Origin of the sequence: Actinopolymorpha alba DSM 45243 (assembly GCF_000373925.1) — a bacterium.
Lineage (GTDB): Bacteria > Actinomycetota > Actinomycetes > Propionibacteriales > Actinopolymorphaceae > Actinopolymorpha > Actinopolymorpha alba.
The window spans coordinates 1-22,143 of sequence record NZ_KB892778.1; the positions used below are offsets into that span (position 1 = coordinate 1).

Annotated in this window: 30 protein-coding genes and 1 pseudogene; 15 read left to right on the forward strand and 16 right to left on the reverse strand. The window is 65.9% G+C overall.

What is annotated here, in order from left to right:
* The 5 genes from B141_RS42855 to B141_RS0126395 all read right to left on the reverse strand — a co-directional run.
* Positions 1-268 (reverse strand): DUF6966 domain-containing protein (locus B141_RS42855; protein ID WP_202805926.1); only part of this gene is annotated, 268 nt, incomplete at its 3' end.
* Positions 269-508: 240 nt separating this feature from the next.
* On the reverse strand, positions 509-670 hold the full coding sequence (locus B141_RS52940; RefSeq protein ID WP_420313605.1) for a hypothetical protein: 162 nt from the start codon (positions 668-670) through the stop codon (positions 509-511).
* The gene (locus tag B141_RS50855) at positions 631-1,206 is read right to left on the reverse strand and encodes a tyrosine-type recombinase/integrase (protein ID WP_084678534.1); all 576 of its coding nucleotides are present in this window, start codon (positions 1,204-1,206) and stop codon (positions 631-633) included. The genes B141_RS52940 and B141_RS50855 overlap by 40 nt, the downstream gene beginning before the upstream one ends.
* Before the next feature lie 123 nt (positions 1,207-1,329).
* A complete protein-coding gene (locus B141_RS0126390; RefSeq protein ID WP_157181295.1) occupies positions 1,330-1,599 on the reverse strand; it encodes a MafI family immunity protein in 270 nt (89 codons plus the stop codon).
* A 149-nt stretch (positions 1,600-1,748) separates the two neighbouring features.
* Entirely contained in the window at positions 1,749-2,186 is a 438-nt protein-coding gene (locus tag B141_RS0126395; protein ID WP_020578193.1) for a DUF4265 domain-containing protein, read from the reverse strand.
* Between the two features lie 512 nt (positions 2,187-2,698).
* Here B141_RS0126395 and B141_RS0126400 point away from each other — a divergent pair.
* Positions 2,699-2,992, forward strand: a complete 294-nt coding sequence (locus tag B141_RS0126400; protein WP_202805927.1) for a hypothetical protein — start codon at positions 2,699-2,701, stop codon at positions 2,990-2,992.
* A gap of 177 nt (positions 2,993-3,169) precedes the next feature.
* On the opposite strand, the gene B141_RS49675 is transcribed toward B141_RS0126400, so the two are convergent.
* From B141_RS49675 to B141_RS0126415, 3 genes are read right to left on the reverse strand one after another with little or no spacing between them, the layout of a single operon-like run.
* Positions 3,170-3,340, reverse strand: a complete 171-nt coding sequence (locus B141_RS49675; protein WP_157181296.1) for a hypothetical protein — start codon at positions 3,338-3,340, stop codon at positions 3,170-3,172.
* Positions 3,341-3,350: 10 nt separating this feature from the next.
* The gene (locus B141_RS46125) at positions 3,351-4,271 is read right to left on the reverse strand and encodes a hypothetical protein (RefSeq protein WP_020578196.1); all 921 of its coding nucleotides are present in this window, start codon (positions 4,269-4,271) and stop codon (positions 3,351-3,353) included.
* Positions 4,268-4,501 (reverse strand): helix-turn-helix domain-containing protein, encoded by a 234-nt coding sequence (locus B141_RS0126415; protein ID WP_020578197.1) that lies wholly within the window; start codon positions 4,499-4,501, stop codon positions 4,268-4,270. The genes B141_RS46125 and B141_RS0126415 overlap by 4 nt, the downstream gene beginning before the upstream one ends.
* A gap of 686 nt (positions 4,502-5,187) precedes the next feature.
* Between B141_RS0126415 and B141_RS0126420 the strand changes: the two genes are divergently transcribed.
* Positions 5,188-5,580 (forward strand): ankyrin repeat domain-containing protein, encoded by a 393-nt coding sequence (locus B141_RS0126420; protein ID WP_020578198.1) that lies wholly within the window; start codon positions 5,188-5,190, stop codon positions 5,578-5,580.
* 112 nt (positions 5,581-5,692) lie between these two features.
* Here B141_RS0126420 and B141_RS0126425 read toward each other — a convergent pair whose 3' ends face one another.
* From B141_RS0126425 to B141_RS0126440, 4 genes and pseudogenes are all read right to left on the reverse strand, one after another.
* Positions 5,693-6,589 (reverse strand): nucleotidyltransferase domain-containing protein, encoded by an 897-nt coding sequence (locus B141_RS0126425; protein ID WP_020578199.1) that lies wholly within the window; start codon positions 6,587-6,589, stop codon positions 5,693-5,695.
* Between the two features lie 739 nt (positions 6,590-7,328).
* Complete coding sequence (locus B141_RS0126430) at positions 7,329-7,892, reverse strand: dihydrofolate reductase family protein (RefSeq protein WP_020578200.1); 564 nt, start codon at positions 7,890-7,892, stop codon at positions 7,329-7,331.
* A 35-nt stretch (positions 7,893-7,927) separates the two neighbouring features.
* Positions 7,928-8,044 (reverse strand): annotated as a pseudogene (locus B141_RS51705) (IS630 family transposase); the annotation flags it as partial.
* A 38-nt stretch (positions 8,045-8,082) separates the two neighbouring features.
* A complete protein-coding gene (locus B141_RS0126440; protein ID WP_020578202.1) occupies positions 8,083-8,655 on the reverse strand; it encodes a dihydrofolate reductase family protein in 573 nt (190 codons plus the stop codon).
* 153 nt (positions 8,656-8,808) lie between these two features.
* Between B141_RS0126440 and B141_RS0126445 the strand changes: the two genes are divergently transcribed.
* Both B141_RS0126445 and B141_RS47805 read left to right on the forward strand, forming a co-directional pair.
* Positions 8,809-9,294 (forward strand): hypothetical protein, encoded by a 486-nt coding sequence (locus B141_RS0126445; protein ID WP_157181297.1) that lies wholly within the window; start codon positions 8,809-8,811, stop codon positions 9,292-9,294.
* A 195-nt stretch (positions 9,295-9,489) separates the two neighbouring features.
* Positions 9,490-10,278, forward strand: coding sequence for a GNAT family N-acetyltransferase (locus B141_RS47805; RefSeq protein WP_157181298.1), 789 nt, complete (start codon positions 9,490-9,492; stop codon positions 10,276-10,278).
* An 89-nt stretch (positions 10,279-10,367) separates the two neighbouring features.
* On the opposite strand, the gene B141_RS0126455 is transcribed toward B141_RS47805, so the two are convergent.
* Together B141_RS0126455 and B141_RS0126460 are read right to left on the reverse strand one after the other, a co-directional pair.
* A complete protein-coding gene (locus B141_RS0126455) occupies positions 10,368-10,766 on the reverse strand; it encodes a contact-dependent growth inhibition system immunity protein (RefSeq protein WP_020578205.1) in 399 nt (132 codons plus the stop codon).
* 126 nt (positions 10,767-10,892) lie between these two features.
* Positions 10,893-11,669, reverse strand: a complete 777-nt coding sequence (locus B141_RS0126460) for an SDR family oxidoreductase (RefSeq protein WP_237742810.1) — start codon at positions 11,667-11,669, stop codon at positions 10,893-10,895.
* A gap of 250 nt (positions 11,670-11,919) precedes the next feature.
* On the opposite strand from B141_RS0126460, the gene B141_RS42875 reads away from it, so the two are divergent.
* From B141_RS42875 to B141_RS50860, 3 genes are all read left to right on the forward strand, one after another.
* Positions 11,920-12,633, forward strand: a complete 714-nt coding sequence (locus B141_RS42875; RefSeq protein WP_237742811.1) for a sigma-70 family RNA polymerase sigma factor — start codon at positions 11,920-11,922, stop codon at positions 12,631-12,633.
* A 244-nt stretch (positions 12,634-12,877) separates the two neighbouring features.
* The gene (locus B141_RS0126470; protein ID WP_237742812.1) at positions 12,878-13,318 is read left to right on the forward strand and encodes a cupin domain-containing protein; all 441 of its coding nucleotides are present in this window, start codon (positions 12,878-12,880) and stop codon (positions 13,316-13,318) included.
* 227 nt (positions 13,319-13,545) lie between these two features.
* Positions 13,546-14,349, forward strand: coding sequence for an NsdA family TPR-like regulatory protein (locus tag B141_RS50860; protein WP_202805928.1), 804 nt, complete (start codon positions 13,546-13,548; stop codon positions 14,347-14,349).
* Positions 14,350-14,611: 262 nt separating this feature from the next.
* Here the strand turns inward: B141_RS50860 and B141_RS0126485 are convergent, their stop codons facing one another.
* Complete coding sequence (locus tag B141_RS0126485) at positions 14,612-15,274, reverse strand: tetratricopeptide repeat protein (protein WP_020578212.1); 663 nt, start codon at positions 15,272-15,274, stop codon at positions 14,612-14,614.
* Between the two features lie 82 nt (positions 15,275-15,356).
* Complete coding sequence (locus B141_RS0126490; protein WP_157181299.1) at positions 15,357-16,220, reverse strand: class I SAM-dependent methyltransferase; 864 nt, start codon at positions 16,218-16,220, stop codon at positions 15,357-15,359.
* Positions 16,221-16,251: 31 nt separating this feature from the next.
* Here B141_RS0126490 and B141_RS0126495 point away from each other — a divergent pair, with 31 nt between their 5' ends.
* The 8 genes from B141_RS0126495 to B141_RS42890 all read left to right on the forward strand — a co-directional run bounded on the left by B141_RS0126495 (position 16,252) and on the right by B141_RS42890 (position 22,103).
* Positions 16,252-16,749, forward strand: coding sequence for a hypothetical protein (locus tag B141_RS0126495; RefSeq protein WP_237742813.1), 498 nt, complete (start codon positions 16,252-16,254; stop codon positions 16,747-16,749).
* Between the two features lie 169 nt (positions 16,750-16,918).
* Positions 16,919-17,758, forward strand: a complete 840-nt coding sequence (locus B141_RS0126500) for a helix-turn-helix domain-containing protein (protein WP_237742814.1) — start codon at positions 16,919-16,921, stop codon at positions 17,756-17,758.
* Positions 17,759-17,821: 63 nt separating this feature from the next.
* Entirely contained in the window at positions 17,822-18,403 is a 582-nt protein-coding gene (locus B141_RS0126505; RefSeq protein WP_020578216.1) for a dihydrofolate reductase family protein, read from the forward strand.
* A gap of 205 nt (positions 18,404-18,608) precedes the next feature.
* The gene (locus B141_RS50865) at positions 18,609-18,770 is read left to right on the forward strand and encodes a site-specific integrase (RefSeq protein WP_020578217.1); all 162 of its coding nucleotides are present in this window, start codon (positions 18,609-18,611) and stop codon (positions 18,768-18,770) included.
* A 154-nt stretch (positions 18,771-18,924) separates the two neighbouring features.
* Positions 18,925-19,509 carry a dihydrofolate reductase family protein gene (locus B141_RS0126515; protein ID WP_020578218.1) on the forward strand — a complete coding sequence of 195 codons (585 nt, stop codon included), beginning with the start codon at positions 18,925-18,927 and terminating at the stop codon, positions 19,507-19,509.
* 84 nt (positions 19,510-19,593) lie between these two features.
* The gene (locus B141_RS46140) at positions 19,594-20,196 is read left to right on the forward strand and encodes a phosphatase PAP2 family protein (protein ID WP_020578219.1); all 603 of its coding nucleotides are present in this window, start codon (positions 19,594-19,596) and stop codon (positions 20,194-20,196) included.
* A gap of 120 nt (positions 20,197-20,316) precedes the next feature.
* Positions 20,317-21,126, forward strand: coding sequence for an arylamine N-acetyltransferase family protein (locus B141_RS0126525; RefSeq protein WP_157181305.1), 810 nt, complete (start codon positions 20,317-20,319; stop codon positions 21,124-21,126).
* Positions 21,127-21,209: 83 nt separating this feature from the next.
* On the forward strand, positions 21,210-22,103 hold the full coding sequence (locus B141_RS42890; protein ID WP_020578221.1) for a phosphotriesterase family protein: 894 nt from the start codon (positions 21,210-21,212) through the stop codon (positions 22,101-22,103).
* Positions 22,104-22,143 lie beyond the last annotated feature (40 nt).

Genomic DNA, 22,143 nt, shown 5'->3' on the forward strand with positions numbered 1-22,143 from the left:
CGAGGCGCGTGTTAACGGCACCTTCTTGTGCCTCATTGATCTCGTGGCCGTTGACGCGAAGCACCAACAGGTCGTTGAGGCTGCCCATGCCACCGAACGCGCTAAGTAGGTGGTCGAGGCCGTATGTGTCACCTGCAGCGATTCTTCTCCTGGACGTCGCGAGCCAGGATGCCCAGTGGCTCTCGCCATGTTTTTCCAGGAGCCCAACCGCTTCGTCAAGGAGGTTCGCCAGCCTCGACGCCCGTGCCTCCACTTCATCAGTCGCCACGAGCAGAGCGTATGCGGGGCGAGACTCCGGCGCAGCTGCCATGCGCCGGCCGTGGTCTCAGTTGTGGTCTCAATTCCCACTCGTACCAGGCCGTTCAGAAGCCCTCCGAAGACCACCATCAACGCTTGTACGAGCCGACCCGACCAGACCCAAACCTCTTCCGCGCTGCCTCGTAATGCGTAGGTCGTGGGTTCGATTCCCACCGGCGGCTCTCCTCGAAGCCCCAGGCCAGGGCCATGATCACTGACCTGGGGCCTTGTCATCTTCGGTGAGCTGGGCGGGAAATGCCCCTGCGGTGCCCCCGATCCTTTTGGCGGCCTCCCACAGGTTGGCGTCCAGGAGGTGCCCGTAGAGGTCCATCGTCATGGATGCGGTGGCATGGCGGAGCACCCGCTGAACCACCTTCGGGTCCGCGCCCTGGGCGAGCCAGATGGATGCGGCGGTGTGGCGTAGGTCGTGGTCCGGACGCCGACCTCGGTGGTTGCCCGGGTCCAACCAACCGAGCGCTTCCAGTTCGACTCCCGCAGTGGGCCACCCTCGGGGGCGGCGAAGATCCACGCGTCCGGCGACTTGCTCGCCACCCACTCGTCGACGACTGGCACCAGCTCGGCTACCAGGGCGACGGTCCTGGCCCGTCCACTCTTCAGGGTGTCCACATACAGCCGGCCGCCGCCGTGACTGGCCAGCACAGCCCGCTGAACCCGAAGGCCTCGGCCCGGCACGGATACGAGGTCGCGCACCTGCAACCCCGCCAGTTCTCCCCACCGGAGCCCGGCGAGCGCGAGGACCAGGACGACATCGCCGTACCTGCCTCGGCATGCCGAAGCCAGCGCCCGAACCTGTGCCAGCGACAGCGCCTGACCCTCTCGGCGAGCACGGCCGCGCGGTGGTCGCACGGTCGCGGCGAGCCACCCGAGCATCCGCGCACACGACGGCATCCACCTCCTCACGCCGCAGACACGAACCTAGCCGCCGCACCACCGCCTCTCGGTCGACATGAGCGCCTAGGACACTGAGGAGCTGGATCCGCGTCGAGGTCTACCGACGAGCGAGGACTGTGCCTAGTTCGGGCAGGAGGCGAGCGCGCGGGAAACGCGGTCCCCGACGTCCATTTGCTCCGCGACAGCGAGCATGTCGGAGCGCTCCTCGGCCGATAGAGGCTGCTCGTCCTCCGAGAGCACGTCCGCCATCTGCTCGAGGGCGAGCCCCAGCTCGTTGACGTCGATGAACTCCGCAATCAGGATCTGATCCGTCCTCTGGAGGCGGTCGCTCAGACGGATGAGGAGGCCACGCAGCTTTCCGGCGACGTCCTCGTAGTACGCAGTGTCCACTCGGATGATGCTGCCAGAACTAGCCGTTGAAACGACCATCGCCCAAGCAGTCCCTTGAGCTCTTGATCGTAGTCCTGTGGCTGGCTTCAGAACCGCTGACGTGAGTCGGGCGTGTCTGATCACCCAGGAATGTCGAGTGTCGAAGAGCCTCAGGCCGATTTACCGGTTTCGTACATCAGCTCGCCGCAGTTTTCGCGATCTTGAAGGAAGTCGGCGATCTGCTTGGCATGCTCATGATCTCGGGCGTCAACGGCCAGTAAGTTCACCGACGACCACTCAAGCAGGGCACCCATCCCGGCTAGGGCCTCCGCAATCTCACCCCGCGGGTGGTACGACTCGCCGAACCACACACGGAAGACATACCGACCGGAGGGTACGACCAGCCGGCTCAGCATGTAACGGCGCCCGCCGGATGGCGCCGTCTCTACGACATCGCCGAGCGCTACGTCGTAGAGAAAGAAGGGTATGCAGCACAACTCGAAACGGTTCTCGTCGACCTGGCGCGCCCACAGCTGCTCCCGGCTCGCGGTCGTCACCTGGGAGGAGATGTCAGCACCGATGATGAAGTTACTGCGGTCCCTCCACACCGGTTCCAGGTGCTGAACCTCGCGTGACGGGTCAGGTGGCACGGTACAACCCCCGGAGGGCAAGGGAAGCTGCCTGCAAGAGGCTAGCTCCGCGGAGACGTCGACCACAGAGTGGGCGAGCCGGACCACTGTCGCACATCACCTGGCGCGAGAGTGTCGCGGATCACCTGGCACAAGACACTGATGCGCGACTCTGCGTTGCTGATTTCGGCTCTATAGGATCAAGGCGCCGCTGGCGCGGCGCTGCGCCGGTCCGCCCTTGCGGGCGGCCCTGGGGGGCCGTCCTCGGACGGCCGGCGCCCGGAAGGGGGACCTGCACTCATCGAAAACCTCGGTGGCTTCGCCCCCGAACCCCCAGACCTCTCTCCGGGAGGGAAGCGCCGGGCTCCTCTCCCATCGGACGGCCACCGCAAGCGGCTACCCGGAACCTGGGTACGGACAAGCTGACCGACCGACGGGAGAGAAGCCCTCACCAATGGTGCATTAGCCTGCGGGTCGTGGGGTCGGGAAAGGTGAGTGTCGTCGAGCGCTGGCCGATGCTGGGACGCCAACTCCGAGAGGCATTAGTCGGTGAGGGTGAGCACGAGCTCGCGGTACAGGTCGATGCTTTGCAGGTCTATGAGATGTGCCAGTGTCACGACCGCTTCTGCCAGAGCTTCTACACCGACCCGCCGCCCAAAGGGGCATACGGTGCTGGCCACCGGAACGTCGTGCTTAGGCCGGATTGGGGCGGCTACCTGATTCTCGATGTGGTTGACGGACAGATCGTGTTCGTCGAGGTGCTGTACCGATCGCCCCTCGATTAGTCGTGGGAAATGCGTGGGATGGGCGCGGGACGTGGAGGACAGGAAGCCCGCATACATGCAGGTCAGCGCCGAGAAACGGTCAGGAGCGCCAGCCCATTCCTAAACCGTGTGTCCCGTACGCCAACGCGTGCACTCCCTGTGCGCTAAGGGGGGTAAATCGTGTGCCATGGTGTCAGGTCAGCGCTTGAGAGCCCGATACTTCTTGAGCAGAGCGGTGATCTTCTCGTAGTCCGCGTCGCCGTTCAGTTCGGTCAGCAGCTCGTCGGGGCATAGTTCGTAGAGATCTCCCCACCAGCGGCGTGCCTTGGTGACCCAGACCCGGTAGCCGCCCTGCACTCCTCTGGCCACGTGCCGTCTCCTACCTAGTGACCGCCTCCGGGCCGTTGGGCTCCGGGATGTAGCCGCAGCGTTGTGGGCTGCAGTCGGCCTTGTGGTCGCGGCCCCACAGGTAGGTGTCGCGTTCGGTGGCTCGGGCGAGGTGGACCAGCCGGTGTTGGCGCCTCCTGGCCAGGGCGGACGGCAGGGCGGTGAAGGTCTCGGGGAGTACGGCGACCATGCCGGTGACCTGTTCACCGTCGGACATCCGCAGCAGAGCCGTGCACTGCCACCAGCGGATCTTCCCGTTCGGGTCGGGCCAGTAGTAGTCGGCCGGGTCGGGCACCACGAAATGCGTGCCGTCCGGAGCCAGATGCGCGCGGAGCCATGGCCCGCCCTTGCCGAGGCCGAGCCGAAGCCGACCGGCTTCCTCGTAGAGCGCGCAAATGCCATTAGTGTCCAGCCCCTTGAGTACGCGCGCTTGCCGAGGCAGAGGGATGCGCCCGTCCGGCGTTTGTACCGGCCAGCGTCCAGGCAGGCCAGCCCGTTGCCGCATCGTCAAGTATGGCGGTCTCGCCTGTGCGGTCGGCAGCGGCGGCGGGGGCGTCCAGTCGTGCCCGGCCTGGCAGAGCTGATCCAGAATCCAGGCGCGCCCTTGCGGGCCGGCGGTGTTCCAGACCCAGCTCATCGGCCGTTCCGCCATGGCCCGATCCCGGCTGTTCATGGGCGCGTTCTTGCGGGACGGCTGCCAGGCGGGCGACTGGGCGACTTCGGGCAGGTTGTGGCAGAGATCGGCCAGGAACCAGATACGGTCCAGATCATCGCCCGGTGAGGCATCTCGCTCCACGCGCCGGACGGGTCCGGCGAGATAGCGGATCTCCACCAGCGCCCTGGCCGCAAGGATCGCGGCCGCCCTGCGGTCGGCGATCTCGGTTGCAGCGCGCTGAACGTGGTGACGTCTCATGGACTCTCACGGGTCGAGGCTGCAGCGCGATCGAGGACGCGGTAGACAGGGGCACGTCCGATTGAGAACACCTCCATTAGCTCGGCGACGGTGTACTCGCCGTTGGCGTGGGGCCACGCCAGCTCGGCCCGCTGGCGGGCGGTGAGTTTGGTCTGGCAGCCGTTGAGCTTGCCGCGCCATCGCAGGAGCTCCGTCGAGGCGAACGTCCAGATCGACGAGTTCCCAGGCACGCTCTATCCTCGAATCCGCGAAAGCCATCGGGCAGAGCCGCCTGCCAGTCGCCAACGTCATGCCGACAGGCTCGTAGCTCAGCGTACGCTCCGACAGGCTTGGTCCTGCTCTTCGCATCATCGAGTCATTATGCGCAGACACCACGGTCGGCCTGCGTTGATCCGAGATGGCTTTACGTACGCCTGAACGACCACTACCGACCACGGCGCCGATCGTTCGCATCGAGAGGGGCAGCCGGGCCATTAACGGGCCATTAGCCGAGGACAACGAGGGGTACTCCAGGCCGCTCCAGCCCGTCGGTCACACCGGAGATCGGGCTCTGAGCGCCGTAGACGTACGTTTCCCAAGCTGAAGTCGTCTAGGGGACCGTGCCCCTGACGTGCCCCCGAACGGCCCCCACCAGCCGTCAACGATCAACACTCGCCAGCGTCGATCCACGCTCAGCGGCAGCGGGACGAGGCGGTGACCTGCGCACGAGAACCACTCGTAATGCGTAGGTCGTGGGTTCGATTGCCACAGGCGGCTCCACCCATCAGTCCAGGTCATTCCTTAAGGAGCGGGGCCGGTCAAGCCGCCCAGCCATCCGAACCCACGACGGCGAACACGTCAGCCCCTGACATGGCGACCTTACTGACCCTGAGGCTGGGCTCACCTGGACGATTGTGGCAAAGTGCGGGAGGCGCGTATGGATTCGGCCGGGCGGACATCGATGCACTACAGCGCCATGAACAACCATGTCGAAGAAGTACGCCGCCAGCTTCACGATGGCCTCGACCCGAACGCGGCCGGCGCTCACGGGTTCACCCCTTTGCATTTCGCTGCGCAGGAACACGCCGTGGACGCTCTGCGGGAGCTGCTAGTGAACGGCGCATCCGTTGACGCCCGGAACGGTTTCGGGAACACCTCGCTGTTCACGGCGGTCTTCAACTCCCGAGGACGCGGCGACGTCATCGAATTGCTGCGGGCGTACGGGGCCGGCCCTCTGGCACGGAACTACTCTGGGCAGACGCCGCTCAGCTTGGCGCGCTCAATTGCCAACTACGACGTCGCTCGCCACTTCGCCGACATCGAAGAATGAAGCAGCCGCGGGAGGGGCGGCACTCTACGTCGCCTGCCGCTCTTGTCGTGTGCCAAGTGATGCTTGACAGATCTGTGCCACGACATCGTTGACACACCTAGATCGCTGGGCGCTATGAGACGTGCCGCGTCGCGTGTCGAGCGTTCCAATCATCCATATTCCAGGCGCGGCCTGGCTCGTCATGTGCACGGATGAAGGCTTCGTCAATGGGCTCGAAGTCGCCGTAGATGCCGTCCGCTACGAGGCGTTCCAGGAGCTGGTTCGACAGCTGCTTAAGAGCCTTGGCCCGACCGATGTATGCGCTACGGTCGTCGCCGGCTCCGCCCAGGGCTGCCACCATGATGTGGTCGTCGAAGTCTGAAGGTAGCCACGGCAATCGCATCAGCGGCGTCATCTCACGGTTGCGCCAGCCTCGCCACTGTCGGTTGTACGCGAAGAGCGCTTGGACCAGGTACTCGTACACGCTCTGCAGTCGGTCACCGGCCACCAGGGGGCCCAACGTGTCCCAGCAGCGGGACACGACGTCTTCGGCGAGGTGGTCCGAGATCAACGGCATGGCGTTGTCGAGGATCCGTTGGCGTTCGTCGTCAGGGTAGGTCGTTCGTTCATCGATCAGGCGGCGTACTTCTCCGTCTCGGTCGAACGCGATCCATCCGTTGGCTAGTTCGTAGCGAGAGGGTTCGGGCCAGCTGTATGCGGCATCGCACCACACGCGGAGGTCGATGCGATGAAGGTCGAGCTGTATGCCCTCACGGTCCAGTCCGTCCTCGCCCCCCATGATGCTGTGAAAGGTGTCGTCTCTCGGCCGCCAGATTGATTCGGCGGGGACCAGGTAGAGGTCGAGCGGATCCATGAAGACGAAGGCATCGATGTCGGAGCCGGGGCGGGCCTGCCCCGTTGCAATGCTGCCAACGCCGATCACCGCCTGGATCGCGGAGTGTGGCGCCAGCTTTCGATCGATGAAGTCCAGCAGCTGCTTACGCTTGTGTTCGGTCGCGGCCGTCACCATACGCGTCGCTCCGTTCTGACCGGAGCCGGACAGCTCCAGCCGACTCGCCCAGACATCAGTCAGCTAGTGCTCAACACATACCAGCATCCTCGTCCTTTGGCCCGCGAGTTTCGGCGTGGGCGGGGACCCGCCGCTACCGGTGACGTAGCACCGACAGGACTCGAACCACTGTCAACCGTCTGGTGGCACGCGACTGTCAAAGCATCAGGTGGCACAGCACACCCGGCATGGCCCTGCGTTGCTGAGTTGACCTCTCTTAGATCAAGGCGCGGCGCGAGCGCCGCGCGCCGCGCACGTCCTTGCGGGCGGCGCGGGGCGCCGTCCTCGGACGGCGCGGGCACTCGCTAGCTACCCGATCCTGAGAGCCACGGCAACCACGCTCCCCAGCCGGCCACGAGCGCCAGTCACAGGCCACACGACACGGCACCACGGCATGTACCGGTGGAACCCCTCACCCGATGCCAGGGAGTGTGCGCCGAGCCACCGTCGGCGTCCAGGGGCAGCAAGATCTTTTCGGCCGCCACCTCGCTTGTCCGGCGGACCGTTCCACTCGCGCGAGGACTCCCGGAGCCGAAAACATCTTGCCGCTGATCCCTGGACCCCGCCGCCGTCTCGGCTACGTTCGGCATCTATCGGGTGAGGGGGAGGAATGGCGAGCCCTGCCTTGTCGCAGCGAACAGCTCGACCTTGCTCCGGGGCATGCTGCCACTCCCTCAGGCAAGCAGCAAAGGAATCACGCTCAACGCCTCGTCTCGTACCTGGTCAGGACCACGCCGCCGGGAAACGTCCGCGTCTCCACCAGGTTCAGGTTCACCCAGCTGTCCAGCGCGGTGAAGAACGGTGTGCCGCCGCCCACCAGCACCGGATGGGTCACGATCTCGTACTCGTCGATCAGCCCGGCCCGCATGGCCGCCCCAGCGAGCGCTGCGCCACCAACCCTCATCGGCTCGCCGTCCTCGGCCTTGAGCCGGGTGATCTCCGCGACCGCGTCGCCGGTGACCAGGCGAGTGTTCCAGTCGACCCTGTCGACCGTCGAGGAGAACACCACCTTCGGCGTATCCCGCCAGTTCCGCGCAAACTCGATCTGCGCCGGGGTGGCGCCCGGCTGCTGGTCGCCGGTCGGCCAGTAGGAACTCATGGTTTCCCACAGCTTGCGCCCGTACATCAACAGGCCGATCGCCAGCTCCTGGTCGAGCCACCACTGAAACAGCTCGTCGCTCGGCCCGCCCCAGCCGATGTCGTCGCCGGGCGCGGCGACGTAGCCGTCCAGGGTCAGGTTCATGCCGTAGATCAGTTTCCGCATGGCGCCATGTCTTTCTGTCAGTCGGTTTCGGGAGTCTAGTGCTCCGCGTTTGAGATCTTCTTACGGTTTGACTTGGTCAGGATCTGGTGTGCGGTCTTGGTCCAGGTGAAGGGGTGGGCGCGCTCGTTCCGACCGTTGATGAAGGCGCGGATCTTGGTGTTGACCGGATCGTCTCCGAATCCGTAATTGGTCAATGGCGCGTGGGTCGGTAGATGAGCTCTTGGGTGTTGCCGTCGAGCGTCCGGTTCTCGATCAGCTCCAGGTCGAAGTCGGCCGCACCCTTGAAGATCGGGTCTTCCCCGGTCTGTCCACAGATGACAGGGAAGAGCGTCACCTGCACGCGGTCGACTAGGCCGGCGGCCATCAGCGCCCGGTTCAACGACAGGCTGCCGTGCGAGCGCAACGGAACCCCGGACTCCTCCTTGAGCCGGGCGACGACCTCGACGATGTCACCGCTTACGACGGTCGCGTCCGGCCAGTCAAGGGGTCCTTCCAGCGTGCTCGACACCACGATTGCCGGCAGGTTCCTCATCCGCGTGACCCACGGATCAAGCGATTCGGGCTCGGTGCCCGAGGCCAACATCGCCGCGTGCGCACGATAGGTGTTGGCCCCGAAGACCATCCGCTGCTCCTGGTCGTACAAGGCGAGGCGGTGGTCGAGCAGCTCGGGGCCTTGCTTGCCCCAGTAACCGCCCCAGTTGCCGCTGTGAGCGCCAAAGCCATCGAGGCTGGAAAAGACGTCGAAAGTGTAGGTAGCGGTCACGATGCTCTCCTCTACGGTGGGGTGCCCCTCGTGGGCGGCCGCTCACTCCTGCTACGAACACATCGGCCCCGATCCGACACCGTCTCCCGGATTTCTATCGAGGACTTTCTGGGAGCAATGCTCGGAACCTGTGGATGGTCTTGGGTGGCGAGCATGACCGCGGCGGACTGGCGCACCGTGCTGAGGTACTTCAGAGACCGCCCCGACATGTGGACACCCTGCATAGATCTCGAGACGGCGGAGCACTTTGACCCCGCAATCGTCGACTGGGGCGACCAGATCCTGGCCCGTGGTGACCTTCCGGGCCAGCTGAACGCCCGGTTCTGGAACGACGAGCTGGAGGTAGACCTCGATCCGCGGCTGGTGACCGAGGATGAGCATGTCCTAGCGCTCCACGGCTTCATGCGCGAACTCGGCCAGCTTCTTGAGCGAGACGTCGCCATGAGCTGGGAAGGCGCTCGTGAAGCCGTGGAGTTCCGGTACCGTTCACCGCAGACACGATCGAACGCACCCCGCAGGGCTGATACAAGCGGCCTGAGACGCGGCGTCGACATGCCAAGGCGTCGGCCAGTGAGCCATGAACGTCGACGGTCAGATGCAATTCGGACCCGACCCGCTGTGGTCTCAGTTGTGGTCTGAGTCGGATCTTACGGACCAGATGCTTCACGAGCCTGCAACGTCCGATAGTCGTTGCGCGGGTAGATCGGCGTTCCGAGCCTTGTCGTCAACACCAGGTTCGGATCCGACCAGGGCCTTGCCTCGGTCCGTACCAGATCCTGGCAATGGCGATGCTCCGGCAACGCCTGCAAAGCCGTATCTGCGACCCTGATGTGCATGGCGACAGGAAGCCTCAACTTTGGTGTCCGAGCCACAAGGCGGCTGCGCCTGGAGCCGATCGGCCCCGAGCACGCTCATGACCTTTGGCGCCTCCATCAGGACCCAGTGGTCGTAGCTTGGTATGCAGGCGCTTGGTCATTTGAAGAGGCCGAGGCTTTCGGCGTCGAGTCGCGTCGACTCTGGAATGACGACGGCGTTGGCAAATGGATGGCTTATCTACACGACGGCACCCTGGTGGGCCGGGGCGGCCTGTCCCGTACTCCGGAAGGTGCCTCAACCACAACTCAGATTCAGCGCCTCGTGAAGCGATCCTGGTCGATCGATCGTTTCGAGATCGGCTGGGCCCTCCTCAGCGAGTTCCACGGCCAGGGTTATGCCGCCGAGATCGGTCGGGAGGGCCTGACGTGCGCCGAGCAGGTTCTTGGGGGCACCGCAGTCATCTCCTTTACCGAGCGGCATAACGTCCCTTCACGGCGGGTCATGAAACGAATCGGCATGACCTATGCCGGGGAGATCCTCTGGCGCGGCCTGGCTTCGCGCGTCGTGGCGCGAACACTTGAGTTCTGGCCGGACTATGGATCGGGACCACTCTGGGATAACGAAGGTCGGCCGGTCGACCTCGACGAGCTAGACCTACCGGGAGCACTGATCGAGCGCATCCCCAACTGGCACAACAGGTACGAGGAAGCGCGGCTCCCGATGATGGGCCTGGTGATCCCTCCTGGCTGCAGGAGGGTCGCGAAGTACTGGAGAGCATCCGAAACTCGATGTCCGGCATCTGCATAGTGGTCAGCGAACCGTGGTGGGGGGAGTCGGCCTGAGTACCTGTTTGGGCCCGCGCTATCTGCGTGCTATTCGCCGAAGGGCCCAAGGGGTCACCCGGGGGCGCCACCAATGAACTGGAGCACCCGATCCCGTAGTAGTGCGGGGTCATCGAGTTCAGACTCCGTTACGAGATCCGTTAGGACGCCTGCGAGGCGTTGTCGTTCGACGTGTAGGTTCGACCACGCCGACTCCGGCAGCCTCACGACACTCGCCAGGAGATCGCCCGGATAGAAGTCGCCCTGGGCGAGTGGTTCGCGAAGAAGAACTTTAACGGCACGAGGTAACAGGATGGGCACGCCGATCTCCTGGCCGAGCATTATGCGTAAGTCCTCCACCGTGAACTCGGACAGAGGCTTGCGTCGAAGTTCTGTACACCGGAGCACCAGGAAAGTCGAGTCCGGTCCTGGGTCCGGCCAGACGTCCCGTTCAAGCTGCTCGATCGTGGTCACGAAGCGAAGGTTAAGCCACGGACGTGTGCCTCATGTCCCTGAAGGGCGCAAGTAAACCTATCTCAGGTGGCTGGAACGTTCCCGGGCGTACAACCACTTTTCGTTATCTGAAGTGGCGATGCGCGGCTACTTGGCGGCGGTCTGGCCGAGCCAGTCGCGGTAGCGGATCTTGCCGAGGGTGGCGCCCTCACTCGGCACCAGCGTCCGCTCGCCCGGCACGCTGCCGTAGTAGCGCGCCTGCGGGTCGGTGACCACCGTGCGCGGGTCGCCCCAGGCGGCCAGGGCGTCGCGGAAGAACTCATCCATCCGGGACTGCTCGGGCCCAGCCACCTCGACCCGGCCGTTCAGCGGCTGCCCAACCGCAACCCGGCCGACCGCCTGGGCGACCTCCTCGCCCGCGATGGGCTGGAAAAGCACGGGCGCGATCCGCACCGTGTTGCCGTCCGTGGACTCGTCCGCGATGCCGCGCACGAACTCGAAGAACTGGGTCGCGTGCACGAGCGAGAACGGGATCCCCGACGACTCGATCAGCTGCTCCTGAGCGATTTTCGCCCGGAAGTAGCCGTTCTCTGGCATCCGCTCCGTTCCCACTACCGACAGCGCGACATGGTGACCGACCCCGGCCGGCGCCTCCGCGGCCAGCAGATTGCGCGTGGAGGTCTCGAAGAACTTCAGTACTGCGGCGGGCTCGAACGACGGCGAGTTCGACACGTCGATCACCACCTGCGCACCCGCCAGCACCTCCGCCAGCCCTTCCCCGGTGAGGGTGTTGACGCCGGTGCTCGGCGCCGCCGCCACCGCCTCGTGACCATGCTCACCCAACTTCGCCACCAGCTTCGACCCGATCAGCCCAGTCCCGCCGATCACCACGACCTTCATGACGAACCCCCCTTTCCTGGCCACCGAGGCACCCCCATGTGCCAACCGGTCGCCAGCTAAGACAGGGCAGCCTCGGGGCTTGTGACAGCTGCCGCGAAGTTTCTTCCTCCAGGCTGTGGTGAAGCCCGTCGACAGCGATCAAGATCTGCGCTCTGAACGTACGCACAGCTCGCCACTGGTATGTCCCCGCTGCTCAAGGGGTAGGCGGCAGGTAAGCAGTCCAGGAAGATTCCAAAGCTCGCATTACCGACGAAGGAGGACGCTGGAGCAGGGGGTGACAGTGACGGAAACCGTGCCGGCGAGCGAATCCCGTGGACCGGAAGATCTCGAACAGGCGGCGGTGGTGTTCGTCGGTGTGCGGCCACGCCTGGTCGGTATCGCCTATCGGATGCTGGGCAGCGCAGCCGAAGCCGAGGACCTGGTGCAGGACGTCTGGCTGCGTTGGCAGGCCTATGATCGCGCCACGGTGGACAGCCCGCCCGGATTTCTGGCGACGGTGACCACGCGGCTGGCGATCAACGCCGCCCAGTCCGCACGCGTACGCCGCGAGACCTACAGCCCATGGCTGCCCGAACCCGTCGACCCCGGCGCGGACCCCTACCTCGGCGCCGAGCGCGGCGAGGCCCTGGAGTTCGCCGTTCTGCTGCTCCTGGAGCGCCTCTCACCCACCGAACGCGCGGCGTACGTGCTGCGGGAGGCGTTCGACTACCCCTACCGGCGGATCGCCGACATCGTCCGGCTCAACGAGGCGGCCGTACGCCAGCTGGTCAGCAGGGCCCGCAAACACGTGCTCGGCGGGCGGCGTACGCCCGTGACCAGGGTCGAACAACGCAGACTACTGACGGCTTTCGTCGTCGCTGCCCGCTCCGGCGACATGACCGTGCTGGAGGAGCTCTTCGCCGCGGAGGTGACCAGCTACTCCAACGGCGGCGCCGTACGCACATCCCACTTCGGGCAGTCATGTCGTTCTGCCGCGTATGCGGCTTGATCGGGCAGGTTAAGGCCGGGAGGCCATGCTCTGCAGCTGATGCGCCAGAGGCGCGACGTCGCGAGGCACAAGGCACGGCCTGTCACAGATGCGAGCCGCACTTTGTCTCTCCTGCGAATCCAGTTGTCTGAGCTCGGAATTAACGAACACGGTCGCCGCCGACCGAGAGGTCGGTACACCGGCCCAGAAAGGGGTGGCCGACGCCAGATCGTCCGTTTCGCGTAGGCCTACGGAGGTTAGTACCGTGTCGAAGAAGGACCCAATGGGCGGGACCGCCGAGCAGGAGAGCCAGGCGGCGTTCGGACCCAAGATGCTGGCGGACATCAAGCCGCCCTTCATTCCCGAGGGTGCTTCGGGGATGACCGTCCTCGTCGAGTGGCCTCCCGGCCACCCCGGCGCTGCTCCGCACCGCCACTCGGGGCCGGCTTTCGGCTACGTGATCGAGGGCGCGGTCCGGTTCGAACTCGAGGGTGAGCCGGAGCGCGTGGTCAAGGCCGGTGAGACATTCTGGGAGCCGGGCGGCGACGTGATCCACTACCAGGACGGCAACGCCTTGTCGGACGCGGCGACCAAGTTCGTCGTGTTCATGCTGTGTGAGTCGGGTCAGCCGATGCTCACGTACGTCGACGAGGAGGAACTGGCACAGCGGGCCCACCTGCGCGCCCCGCGTCCCACCGGAGGGTGATCCGCCTGTTCGATACGGCGGAGCCCGGACCCGCGCCACGCACTCCAATCGACTCCATACCTATCGTCGTCGGTACGAACGCTTTGATAGCTGGAAGGTGCTGGCCGCGGTCGCACAACTGACGAGAGCGAGTTTCGACGGCTGGCCCCGGTGGTGACGGAGCTGGCCGGCCACGAAGGCTTTCCGGCGCACGCCGCGACTGTGACCATCCGCCTGAGCGACAACGCGTGACAGACGTGGTCGCCGCCATGTTCCCTGCTGAAGGGAATCGGGACGGCAACGCCGAACTACTGGCCGCCACCGGCATGGACACGCTCGAAGTCCTCGCCAGAGTGCAGGCCTCTGACGTGGACGAGGCGACCCTCGACGCGCTCCGGATCACCGTCGACCGCCTTTGCTCGGAATACGCCTATGTCCCATCGGAGCAGCTTGTCATCGATGGTCGGGAGTGGCTCGGCCGTGTCGCGGACCTTCGTCACCGGCGGCTAACCCTCACCCAGCACCGCGAGATACTCACCCTCGCCGGTTGGCTCGCCCTGCTCGTCGGATGCGTGGAGTACGACAGTGGCGACCAGCTCGGCGCCGAAGCCACCCGCCGGGCTGCTCTCAGCCTCGGTCGAGAAGCCGAAAACGGCGAGATCCAAGGCTGGGCGCACGAGATGCGCGCGTACTTTTCCCTGACAACTGGCGATTATCGCGGCGTGATTAGCGCCGCGGCGGCTGGCGGCGAAGTAGCGTCCCAGCATTGCGTCGCTGTCCAGCTCGCGACCCATAAAGCAAAAGCCTGGGCGATGCTCGGTGATCGCCGTCGATGCGAGGATGCTCTCGCCTGCGGTCGAAAGCTGGTTGATTCGCGGCCACACCCAGAGAATGTCGCGCATCACTTCGTTGTCGATCAGGCGAAATACGACTATAAGGCGATGGGTTGTTACCGAATCCTGGGCGAGGACTCGACCGCCTCGACGTTGGCTCAGGAGGTAATCACAAGGACGCCTCGCCGCCCGCGCCGGGGAGTTGGAGCAGGCCGTTGACTACGGCCGTCTCGCAATAGTCAACGGCGCCAAGAGGTCGCTGCCGTCGCTCCTGATGTGCTCCGCCGAGTTGGCTTCGACGCTCCAGCAGCGATACCCCAACGAACTGGGTGCGCGGGAGTATCTTGACCAGCTTCGGGCGCTTGAGGGGTGAACTGCTCCGAGGCTGTGACACACGTGTGACACCGAGGCTGGGGCCCGCAGCTATTCCCCGGCCATTTGATCGTTGAGAATCGACCTCGGCGACGCCCCAGCGACCCGGTCAGATCTCTGTCCGCGCCTCTTGAATCTGCCGGACGATGGCCAGGGCGCCTTGCGCCTCGGCGATCGCGTACGCCTCGTCGAGCGTGGCGAGCGCGTCCGCGCGGCGGTCCTGGGCGGCGGCGACGTAGGCCAGCCCGACCATGTTGGCGGCGACACCCGGCAGGGCGCCGATCTCCTGGCGCAGGCGCGTCGACTCCTCCAAGTGCTTACGTGCCTCGTCCAGTCGGCCGGCCATCTGTGCTGCGATGCCGAGGTGCCGCAGCGCCTCGGACTGGGTCTGCTTGTCGCCGACCTGCGCCGCCAGCTCGCAGGACCGCTCCAAGACCGGAACGGCGGTGTCGTTGTCGCGCCGGATGACCTGATAGAGGCAGCCGATCCAGAACAGCGCCTCAGCCTCACCGCGCAGATCGCCCAGCGCCCGATACAGCTCGGTCGCGCGCTGGAACAGCGGCAGCTCGGTGGGGTCTTCGACTGGCGACGATCCGGCGCTGGCACGCTCATTGAGGAACCGCGCATGCACGATCCGGCCACGGGCGAGTGCGGTATCGGCCTCCACCGCGTCCAGGTCCCGTTCGGCGCGCGTCAACCCACTGGCATCGCCGCCGAACACGGCTTGTTCGTAGAGTGTCCTGGCCCGTTCGATCCGCTCATCGCCGCTCATCGCGCCCCGACCATCCTCGCCGCCCAGTGCCGGACGGCGAGTTTAGCGCTCATCCCGTGGCGCCGGTCGGCAGCAGATATGTCTAGCCGCTTGTCGCGGACAGGTACGCAACGGCTGATCGGACGCGGCCTCGTCCCTGCTCGACCAGGGGACGGAGTCGGCCTATCAGCTCTTCGCGTTCGTGAGGTTCCAGAGCCTCCTCAATCGCGTCACCGAGGCTTGGCACTTTGGGGTTCGGGACCGTGCGTAGGAAAGACTCCCAGGAGCGCGGGCCCGGAGATTTGACCTCGATGGTGAGCTGGAGCTGGATCTCGCCGAACCCGGCCTGCTCTGCCAACCGAACGAGGTCCCGCTCGTCGAAGTCGAGCATCGGGTCGCTGTCAGGTGGCTGGTTACGTTCGAACACCGAGCCGACCCGCTCGACGAGCGGCTCGAGGCCTGGGAGTTCGTACGCCCACAACCACCCAGGAGAGACTGGCCTGCTGAAGCTGTTGATCGGCTCGAAGAGTGAAACCCGCCCGCCGGGGCGCAGGACGCGGTAGAACTCCGCGAACGCCTGCTCCTTGTCCTTCACGTAGATCAGGACCGACCGTGTCGTCACAACGTCGACGGATCGGCTCTCGATCACGGCCAGGTCGTCGGCCGACGCGAGCGCGAAGCGGCACCGGTCAGCGAGACCCAACTCCGACGCAGCGGACTCGCAGGTGTCCAGCAGGTCCTGGGAGACGTCAGAGAACACGACCTTTCCAGCGCCGCGGTCCATGGCGCCAAAACCGATCAGGCCATCGCCGCAGCCAACATCCAACAAGGTCTCCCCGCCAAGGAGGCCGGCGTTGTCGAGCACCTTGTCGCGGATCCTGCCGAGGTACGCCAGTACCGGACGCCGATCCTCGTCAGGGAACCTCCGCGCCAAAAGCCAATCCGCCCACAGATCACGAGTACCCACGCTCACCTCCGCTAGCTGGCATGATCTTGCCGTGAGTTCGAGAAGGGCGTGGGTGCCCGGACAGCTTTTGGCCATGTTCATCGTCTTGACCGCTGTCGGTCCGGCGATGTGGATGTTTCTGGCGGGCGGCGATCCAGATCTCGCGAGCCGGAAGGATGTGGCCGCGCAGCTCGCACAGCACGAGGGCATACGTCTGCCGCTCCCGGTACGGCTGCCCGCCGGCTACGAGCCTCCCGACGACTACTCGGTCTCGGTCAATGAGGACGGCATCGCCTACGGGCGGGGCACACGGTTCCACCCGAGCGGAGAGGGGGCACCGAAGAATGCGGCAGTGGTCGTGCTGTGCACGCAAGGTGTTGAGGCTCCCGACCGGCCATGTGACCCGCACCCATCAATGCGCTCCCTGGAACGAGTGGTCGACTCGACCGTCGTGGTGATATGGGCCGAGTACCCACCAACGGCCAGTCTCGACCAGTGGAGCTCGCTCGAACTCACCACCGACCTCAACAAGGTCCGCTGGCTCCACTGAGGGTCGGGGTTCGACTGCCGCGACCGGCCAGTACCTCCGACCGCGCCTTGGGATGTCGGTAAGACTCGTGCAACCAGGTACAGGGGATTGAGTTCGCCCAGGTCAGCGGTGCTACTGATGGAACCATCCCGGCGCGCGATGCCGGCGGTGCGTCGGCGATGCTGTGGGCGTGGAGTACGTGTCCAGAGTGCCGCGACCGCCGCTGGACGGGCTGATCGACGACCTTTACTACCTGGAGGGTGCGCCGCCGTACGCCCGGCTGACGCTGCCGCCGGCGCCGTCGGCGTTGCTCATCGTCAACCTCGGGGCGCCGTTCCGTATCCGCGCCGGCGCCGACATCGAGACGGCCGAGTACGCCGACGGCTGCGTGGTCACCATGCGCACCCGCGCGTTGGAGTTCGGCTATCCACTCCGGACCCGGTCCGTCGGCGTGCACGTCAAACCGTGGGGCCTGGCGCCGTTCCTGCCGATGCCCGCGGCCGAGCTGTGTGACCGGCCGGTGACGATAGAGCAGGTTTGGGGCCGGCCCGCCATTGCTGAGCTGCGCGACCGGCTGGCCACGGCGGACGGACCGCACGAGATGCTGACGCTGCTCGAGGAGGAGCTCATGCGACGGCTGTGCGAGACCGCCGGCTTGGGGCTGGTCCGCCACACGAGCAGCGTCATCGCGGCGACCAGCGGAGCGGTGGCGATCGGCGACCTGAGCGTGGCAGCCGGTGTCAGCACCACTCATCTGGCGCAGCGGTTCAAGGAGCTCATCGGCGTCACTCCGAAGCGGCTGGCCCGTACCTACCGCTTCGTCGCCACCGTGTTCGCGATCGACCCCGCCGGACCGATCGACTGGGGCGACCTCGCCGGTGGCGCAGGCTACTTCGACCAGGCCCACTTCGGCCACGAGTTCCGGGCGTTCACCGGGCTCACGCCGACCCGGTACGTCGAAGTCCGGCGGCGGTTCCTGCGCGAACATCCCGGCCACGCGCTGGACGGCTGGCCGCTGCCGGCCGATTGATTTCTTACAAGAGCGACAGCTCACGAGACGCTAATTTGGGGCACCCAAGCAGAGGAGAGCCCCGTGGGCAAGGTGGTCATGTACAGCTCGGTGTCGGTGGACGGCTTCATCGCGGACGAGAAAGACCAGCCCGGACCGCTGTTCGACTGGTTGACCAGCGGTGACGTCCCGTTGGACGAGAGCGGCGTGCTGAAGGTGTCGCAGACGTCCTACGACTACACCCGGGCGTACTGGGACCAGATCGGAGTCACGATCGTCGGCCGCCACGTCTTCGACCTGACGGACGGCTGGGGCGGGAAGCCGCCGGGCGGCATCGACCACGTGGTCGTCGTGTCGCACCGGCCGATGCCCGAGGGCTGGGACCCCGAGGCGCCGTTTCACTTCGTCGACGGCGTCGAGGCAGCCGTGGCCAAGGCGCAGGAGCTTGCGGGTGACCGCATGGTCGAGGTCGCCGCTGGCGACGTCGGTGGCCAGGTGCTTGCCGCGGCCCTGATCGACGAGGTGCGCATGGACGTCGTACCCGTCGTGTTCGGGTCCGGCAAGCGCTACTTCGGGTCGGTCCACGCGCAGCACCTGTTGGAGGATCCTGACGTGGTGATTCAGGGCAACCGGGTGCTTCACCTGCGCTATCGGGTGCGCCGTTGACCGATCTGAGCGGGTACGCGAAGAAGTCCACTGCGAACGGTGACACAAGATCGGGCCTCCGGCTGCGTTTGCGCATCGCTGTCCCTGGTCGGGCAGCCGACGCCGATCCGCCCCAGCACCTCACCTGCGGCAAGTTCAACTCAAGATCACTGGTTGCCGGTTTCCGTCGTATCTCGGCAGACCCCCGAACGGACTTGGCCTGAGCGTGGCCCCGGGACTTTGGCCCGATCAACGCCCCGACGCCGCCCTCCTCCTCAACCGCCGCGGCGGCCGCCTCACCACGCGGGCCGTCGACCAACTCATCGACGAACTCGCCACAGACGCCGACCTCGAAGACGCCGTCGGACGCCTCCCCACCGATCAATAGCGCGCCGCTGACCTCGGCGAACTCAATCCCCTGTACCTGGTTGCACAAGTCTTATCGACACCCCGCCTTCCGGGCGCCGCGTCCACCGATGAGAACGCGGCGCGAAGCCGGTCTACTGCCAGAAGGTCATTGGATCGATCTCCGGGAGGTACGCATGTCCGCGACGGTTCTCTACATGTCGATGTCGCTCGACGGGTTCATCACCGGGCCCGACGACGGACCCGACAACGGGCTGGGAACCGGCGGTGAACGGCTACACGACTGGCTCATCAACAGCGCTGGGGAGCTGGTGCGGCCGTCCGGCCCGAGCGGCGACATTCTCGACGAGCTCTTCGCGACCGGGGCGGTTGTCGTCGGAAGGCGTACCGCCGAGATCGTCGACCACTGGGGCGGCGACCACCACAACGGCGTTCGCATCTTCGTGCCCAGCCACCGCCCGCCGAACGACGCGGTGGCGGCGTACCCACGCGTGACGTACGTGACCGACGGCATCGCCAGCGCAATGGCGCAGGCGAAGGAGGCGGCCGGCGGGCGGGACGTCCTCGTCCACGGCGCGTACACGGCGCAACGGGCCCTCGAGGCCGGCGTGCTCGACGAGTTGGAGATCCACCAGATCCCGGTGCTCCTCGGTAAGGGGCGCCGGCTGTTCGGCGAACTTCCCGCTGGGGTGGAGCTCGAGGTCCGGCGCGTGGTCGAAACCCCGGAGGCGACGCACCTCCGCTACCGCGTTCGCCGCTGAGGCGCGAGCGGCCGGCCGAGCCCATCCACGTCGTCGCCTCCACGCCCGGCCCTACGTTGCTTGGCGAGCCATTAGATTGTCGCCATGGGTGTCAGCGGGTGGCTGGACGAGGACCTACTGCGGTTCGTCGCGGCGCACCGGACGAGCTGGGTGACCAGTGGTGCGCTGGCCCTGATGGAGATCGGGACCAGCGCTACCGCGCTCGCCGTACTCGCTCTGCTTGCCATTGGCGTCGTGGTGGCTTGCCGGGCATACCCTGCGGCCGTTGCTGTGCCACTTGCCGTGATCGCCTCGACGGCTGCGACTGTGGGGCTCAAGCAGGTCATCGACCGGGCGCGGCCGCCCGCGGACCTCGCGCTCGTTCACGTCAGCGGCTTTGCGATGCCCTCGACGCATGCGGCGGCTACGTCCGCCGCGGCCGCCGCCGTCGTGGTGGCCACGAGCTTCGCTGCGTCCCGATGGCGACTGCTCTGCGGGATCGTGCTTGCCGCAGGCACCACGCTCATTGGGTTCTTCCTGGTGTATCTCGGCGTGCATTGGCTCACCGATGTCCTGGCTGGATGGGTGCTGGGCATCGCAATCGGTTCAGGTGCGGGCTTCCTGTCGCGTTTCTTGCTTCGACGGGTGCGCGAAGGACTGCTGATCCTGAGGTCACGACGAGGTGTGACGGGCGTCCCTGGCGAGTAGCTGGGTAACGCTGAGGCGATGGATAGACGAGATCCGCGGTAGTGGTCTGCCGCCGCGCCTAGTGTGGGCAGAGCGGACCATGGCGGTGGAGAAACGGATGGGATGGAGATTCAGGTGACGATGACGTCGGAAAGCTCGGACGGGTGGGGGATCGCCGCGCTGGATCTCGGCGCTTATCTTGAACGTATTGACCATCCGCGCGTGCGGCCCTCGAGTGAGTCGTTGCGGTCACTTCATGAAGCGCATGTGCGGACGATTCCGTTTGAGAACGTCGATGTCGTTCTCGGCACCCATCCCGGCATCGAGCTGGGTGTGATCAGCGACAAGCTGGTACGCCGCGGGCGTGGCGGGTATTGCTACGAGCACGCCCTATTGTTCGCCGCGGCTTTGGAACAGTTGGGTTTCCAGGTCGAGCGTCGCATTGCGCGGGTGCAACCGCACCGATCAGGTCCACGCACTCACATGATGCTCGCTGTCCGTGTCGATGGGGCGGACTTCCTTGCTGACGTGGGATTCGGCGCGGGTGTGCTGCGGCCGATGCCGCTTCACGATGGCGCAATCGTCGACCAGGCCGGGTGGAAGCACCGCATGAGTCGTACGAATTCGTTGTGGACATTGGAGAAACAGACCGCGCAGGGCTGGGAACCCCTTCACGCATCTGACGAGTCCGCGCAGCGACCCATCGACTATGAGGTCGCTCACCATTACGTCTCGACGCATCCGCATTCGCCATTCACCGGGAAGCTGGTCGTCATACGTCTCGACGAGGGTGTGGGCCGGCGCCTGGTCGGTGACGAGCTCACGGTCGAGTTTGCCGACGGCCGGATTGAGACGACGCACGTCGCGCCGCACGAACGGGAGGCGACGTTGCGGGAGCTCGACGTCATTCTGGAACCAAAGGAGTACGCCGCGCTACGAGATCTCGGCTGAGCGAAGGAGATCCGCTCGTGAGCGCCGCCCGGCCATAGTCAACGGATAGCAGCGCATGAGGGCGCTCCGCTACCGTGCACCACATGACCGCTCCGGAGGACTTCGAAGCCGCACCTGTTGTCATCCCCAACAGCGTTCTCACCCATGAGCACGTCCTGGTCGACTTCGGTGGCACGGTCAGCCCTGGCGCTTATGAGGCAGACGAGGTTTTCGCGCTGGCAAGGCCGAAGCTGGACCAGGCGTACGCGCTGGGTTGCCGGCGACTGCTCGAGTGCACGCCTCGCCACCTCGGCCGGGATCCCGCGCTGCTGGCCCGCCTCGCCGACGCGACCGGGATCGAGATCTGGACCAACACCGGCATCTACGGCGCGGCCGGCCGCGTCGGCGTGCCGGATTATGCCCGGGTCCTGTCCGCCGAGCAGTTGGCGGACCGGTTCGTCTCCGAGCACGCCGACGGGATCGACGGCGTACGACCGAGGTTCATCAAGACGGCGGTCCAGGACGGAGCGCTCGACGAACTCGACCGCAAACTTGTCCGGGCCGCAGCGCTCGCCGCCCGAGAGACCGGCCTCACCGTCGCATCACACACCACTGGCGGCGCTGCCGCTCTGGAACAACTCGGCATCCTCGACGAGGTGGGGGTACCAGCGAGGCAGTTCGTCTGGGTGCACGCGCACGCGGAGGAGGACCCGGCGTACCACGAACAGGTGGGGCGGGCCGGCGCCTGGGTTGAGTTCGACGGACTGCGGTCAGGTGAGACGGACTGGCAGCGCACCTGTGTCGAGCGGATGGCGGCGGCCGGACTGCTGGGTCGCACGCTGATTGCCAATGACAGCGGGTGGTATCACGTGGGGGAGCCCGGCGGCGGCGAGTTCCTGGGATACGCCTGCATCTATACCGACCTACTGCCCGCGCTCGATCCTTCCTGGCACCGCATTCTCATGGTCGACAACCCGAGCTCCGCATTTGGTGCGTGACCGCGCCGAGAGTCCCGGGATGGAGGTCGGACGGCCCTAC